The sequence below is a fragment of the Marixanthomonas ophiurae genome (assembly GCF_003413745.1).
In the GTDB taxonomy this organism is placed as follows: Bacteria; Bacteroidota; Bacteroidia; order Flavobacteriales; family Flavobacteriaceae; genus Marixanthomonas; species Marixanthomonas ophiurae.
The window spans coordinates 1-3,921 of the sequence record NZ_QVID01000005.1 but is presented as its reverse complement, the minus strand read 5'-3'; the positions used below and the strand labels follow the sequence as shown (position 1 = coordinate 3,921).

Sequence of the window (3,921 nt, the reverse complement as noted above, 5' to 3'; positions counted from 1 at the left end):
GCGCCATCAGGATCGGGATCATCCACTCTTCACGGCCGCGCAGGCGGTCGGTTACCCGTTCGATACCGGCATCGATGGCACCGGTCTTGGTCACTATGCCAAGAAAACCACCGATGATCAGGATGAAGAGGGAGACGTCGATGGCGCCTGCCTCGTAGGTGTCATGGTTGTAGAGACCATCGATCGGCGCCAGCAGCACGTCGACGATCCCCTGGGGATTGCCCTCTACCAGCTTGTAGGTGCCAGCCACCGGCACTTCCTTGCCGAGGGCTTCGTTCATGGTCATTTCGTATTTGCCGGCCGGCACTATCCAGCTCAGGGCGGCCACCAGGGCGATCAGCACGAACAGTATCGTGTAGGCTGACGGGAACTTGAATTTGGTCATGGTCCAGCTTCCTTCTGTGGGTGTGGTATCCATGCAGGCTGCGGGTCGTAGGGTTGGAGGTATTATGCCGCTGTCACATGGTCGAAAAGCCGGGGGTCACCCCCCGGCACCACTACTGCGACCTTAGTCGCCCAGCGTAGCAACCATCACTGCCTTGATGGTGTGCATCCGGTTTTCGGCCTCGTCGAACACGATGCTGTGCTCGGATTCGAACACGTCCTCGGTCACTTCCAGGCCTTTCATGCCGTATTTGTCTGCCACTTCCTTGCCCATGGTGGTCTCGTCGTTGTGGAACGCCGGCAGGCAGTGCATGAACTTCACATCCGGGTTCTTGGTGGCGTTGATGACGTCCATGTTGACCTGATACGGGGTCATCAGTTTGACGCGCTGATCCCAAGCTTCTTTCGCTTCACCCATGGAAACCCAGACGTCGGTGTAGAGGAAGTCGGTACCCAGCACACCCTCTTTCACATCTTCGGTCAGGGTGATGCGTGCGCCAGTCTCTTCGGCGATCAGGCGGCACTTGGCAACCAGCTCTTCTTCCGGCCAGAAGGCTTTCGGTGCGACCAAGCGGATGTCCATGCCCATCTTGGCAGCACCGACCATCAGGGAGTTACCCATGTTGTTGCGAGCGTCACCCAGGTAGGCGAACTTGATTTGATCCAGGCGTTTGCCCTTGCCGTGCTCCAGCATGGTCATGAAATCGGCCAGGATCTGGGTCGGGTGGAATTCGTTGGTCAGACCGTTCCAGACCGGGACGCCGGCGTGGGCACCCAGCTCTTCGACGATCTCCTGGCCATAGCCACGGTATTCGATGCCGTCATACATGCGGCCCAGCACCCGGGCGGTGTCTTTCATGGACTCCTTGTGGCCGATCTGGGAACCGCTCGGGCCGAGGTAGGAGACCTGGGCGCCCTGGTCGAAGGCCGCCACTTCAAACGCACAACGGGTACGCGTGGAGGTCTTCTCGAAGATCAGGGCGATGTTCTTGCCGGTCAGGTGTTTGCGCTCGTAGCCACCGTATTTGGCCTTCTTCAGGTCGATGGCCAGATCGATCATGTATTGGATTTCGCGCGGGGTGAAGTCCAGCAGTTTCAGGAAGTTACGGTTACGCAGATTAAAAGCCATGATGAGTTCTCTCTATATTTGTTTCAGACCAATTCAGGCAGTAGTGTTGACTACGCATTCTCAGTACATATGTCGGTAATTACGCATTCACGGTACGGGTGGCGACGATATTGGTGCCGGCTTCACCCTTGAGGATGGCCAGGCCATCGTCCAGTGCACCTATGCCGACCATGCCGCCGGTCGCCTTGACGAATTCACAGGAGGCTTCGACCTTGGGCCCCATGGAGCCTGCGTCGAACTTGACGCCGGCCAGCTCGTCCGGGCTGGTGATCCGCAGCGGACGCTGGGTCGGTTTGCCCCAGTCCAGGTAGACGGCATCGGCATCGGTCAGGATCAGCAGGGCGTCGGCCTTGATCTGCTTGGCCAGGTAGGCGGCAGACATGTCCTTGTCGATGACGGCTTCGATACCGGTCAGGCTCTGGCCATCCCAGGTCACCGGGATGCCGCCACCACCGGTGCAGATGATGAGGTGGCCCTGGGCGATCAGGGTTTCGATGGCGTCGCCTTCGACGATGCGCTGGGGCAGTGGAGACGGCACCACGCGGCGGAAGAACTTGCCGTCAGCCTTGACCACCCACTGCTTCTCTGCAGCCAGGGCGCGGGCTTCAGCCTCTTCGTAGACGGGACCGATGAATTTGGTCGGATTGACGAAGGCCGGATCTTGCGGGTCAACCTGCACCTGGGTCAGCAGCGCGGTGACGTTGCGGCTCGGCATCAGGTTCTTCAACTCCTGGATCAGCATGTAGCCGATCATGCCCTGGGACTCGGCACCCAGCACATCCAGCGGATAGGGGGATACCTTGGTGTAGGCACTGTTCTGCAGAGCCAGCAGGCCGACTTGCGGGCCGTTGCCATGCACCAGCACCACGTTGTACTCCTGAGCGATCAGGGCGATGGTCTTGGCGGCGGTGGCGATGTTCTTGCGCTGGATATCTGCTTCGAGCGGCTCGCCACGACGGAGCAGGGCATTGCCACCCAGGGCGACGACGACAGTTGGTTTTTTCATGAGTGTTACTCTCGAGTTTGGTGCTGTGTGGCGCCAGCCTCTGCCGGCGCCACGCCGTCTTGTTAGATGCCGTCGCGTTCCATCGGGCAGCTCATGCAGCGGGCGCCGCCGCGGCCACGTCCCAGCTCTTCACCCGGGATGGGCAGCACAGTGATGCCGGCCTTGTCGTACTTCTCGTTGGTGTAGGTATTGCGCTCGTAACCCACCACCACGCCGGGGCGCACGGTCAGCACGTTGTTGGCATCGTTCCACTGCTCGCGCTCGGCCTCGAAGGTGTCGCCACCTGTGGTGATGAGCTTGAGCTGATCGACACCCAGTGCCTTCTCGATGGCGGTGACGAAGTAACCCTCTTCCTTGATGTTCATGCCGGTGGCACCGCCCGGAGTCAGGCTCCAGCAGTTCACATCCTTGCGGATGACTTCCGGATAGACGGAGAAGGTGTCTATGTCCATGTGGGTCATGACGGTATCCAGGTGCATGCAGCTGCGGTGTTTCGGCAGTTGCATGGCGATGACCTGTTTGGCCTGGCCGTGCTTGAACAGGCCGCGAGCCAGGTGCTCGACCCCTTGCGGTGTGGTGCGCTCGGACATGCCGATGAGCACGGCGCCACGACCGATGACCAGTACGTCACCCCCTTCGATGGTGGAGTTGTCGTAGTCGCGATCTTCATCACCGAAGTACTTGATGAAGTCCTGACCGGCAAACTGCGGGTGCCAGCGATAGATAGCCTTCACGTGGTTGGTTTCGCGACGGCGGGCCGGTTTGGCCATCGGGTTGATGGAGACGCCGCCATAAACCCAGCAGGAGGTGTCACGGGTAAAGAGGTGGTTGGGCAGCGGCTCGATGATGAAGTCGGTCGGTGCGTGCATGCCTACTACCATGTTGACGCCGCTGTAGGGCATCTCGGAGTAGGTCAGGCCACCGGAGAGAATGCGGGCCAGCTCGCGGTGCGGCATGTCGGCCAGGAAGCAGCGTACGTCGTTGGCAAAAGAAGTGCCGAGGCGATAGTCGGAGACCTGATGTTGCAGCAGCCAGGTTTTGGCTTCCGGCACGTCCAGGGTTTCCGCCAGCAGATTGGTCAGCAGGAAAACTTCGACATTCTGATCGCGCAGTACCTGAGCGAATTTGTCGTGCTCCTGACCAGCACGTTCAACGGACAGGACGTCATCGAACAACAGATCCTGGCAGTTGGAAGGAGTCAGACGCTTCAGACTGAGGTTGGGGCGGTGCAACATGACACGGCGCAATTGGCCAACTTCAGAACCTACATAAAATTTGCTCATGATTATATTCCGTCTAGCAGTGGTCCCTGCGAGTGATTGAATAGATTCCTTCTATTCATGCTCGTGGCTAAGGCGGGATATTCTTTATGTAGGGTAATCGGCTTGTGTTCTATCCTGCC

General features: G+C 59.2%; 3 protein-coding genes and 1 pseudogene. All 4 read right to left on the bottom strand.

Going from position 1 to position 3,921, the window contains the following annotated elements; all coding sequences use genetic code 11:
• Nucleotides 1–418: pseudogene (locus DZ858_RS15105) on the bottom strand (hypothetical protein); the annotation flags it as partial.
• A gap of 90 nt (nt 419–508) precedes the next feature.
• A complete protein-coding gene (argF, locus tag DZ858_RS15100) occupies nt 509–1,513 on the bottom strand; it encodes an ornithine carbamoyltransferase (protein WP_005306471.1) in 1,005 nt (334 codons plus the stop codon).
• 79 nt (nt 1,514–1,592) lie between these two features.
• Entirely contained in the window at nt 1,593–2,519 is a 927-nt protein-coding gene (gene arcC / locus DZ858_RS15095) for a carbamate kinase (protein ID WP_010635806.1), read from the bottom strand.
• Nucleotides 2,520–2,581: 62 nt separating this feature from the next.
• A complete protein-coding gene (gene arcA / locus DZ858_RS15090; protein WP_017764826.1) occupies nt 2,582–3,802 on the bottom strand; it encodes an arginine deiminase in 1,221 nt (406 codons plus the stop codon).
• Between the last annotated feature and the right edge of the window lie 119 nt (nt 3,803–3,921).